Here is a 384-nt window from a genome sequence, read left to right as displayed (position 1 = left end):
CCCCCCCCCCCCCCCCCCCCCCCCCCCCCCCCCCCCCCCCCCCCCCCCCCCCCCCCCCCTTTTTCAAGCAGAAGACGGCATACGCGATCCATGAGTACTGTCTCGTGGGCTCGGAGATGTGTATAAGAGACAGCCCTAAACCAGCTCCATAAAGGCACAATAGGCTCATGCCATTAAAAATAGCTGACATTAACAAGGCAACAGATTTGGTTAGGCAGTTTGATAATCCAATTCAAAACCATCCGCCAGGCCTGTCTCTTATACACATCTGACGCTGCCGACGAACCACGACATGTGGGGTTGTAGGGGGGGGGGGGGGGGGGGGTAGGGGGGGGGGGGGGGGGGGGGGGGGGGGGGGGGGGGGGGGGGGGGGGGGGGGGGGGG

At 65.1% G+C, this 384-nt stretch carries 2 protein-coding genes; both read right to left on the bottom strand.

The window, feature by feature from the left end:
* Positions 1-190, bottom strand: a 190-nt coding sequence (locus JHD69_RS20720) for a hypothetical protein (RefSeq protein ID WP_199142192.1), incomplete at its 3' end; no start/stop codon positions are given.
* On the bottom strand, positions 174-384 hold a 211-nt coding region (locus tag JHD69_RS20715; RefSeq protein ID WP_199142193.1), incomplete at its 5' end, for a hypothetical protein. The genes JHD69_RS20715 and JHD69_RS20720, both read right to left, overlap by 17 nt.

Origin of the sequence: Pedobacter sp. ASV12, assembly GCF_016429155.1 — a bacterium.
In the GTDB taxonomy this organism is placed as follows: domain Bacteria; phylum Bacteroidota; class Bacteroidia; order Sphingobacteriales; family Sphingobacteriaceae; genus Pedobacter.
This window is presented reverse-complemented; position numbering and strand designations above follow the sequence as displayed.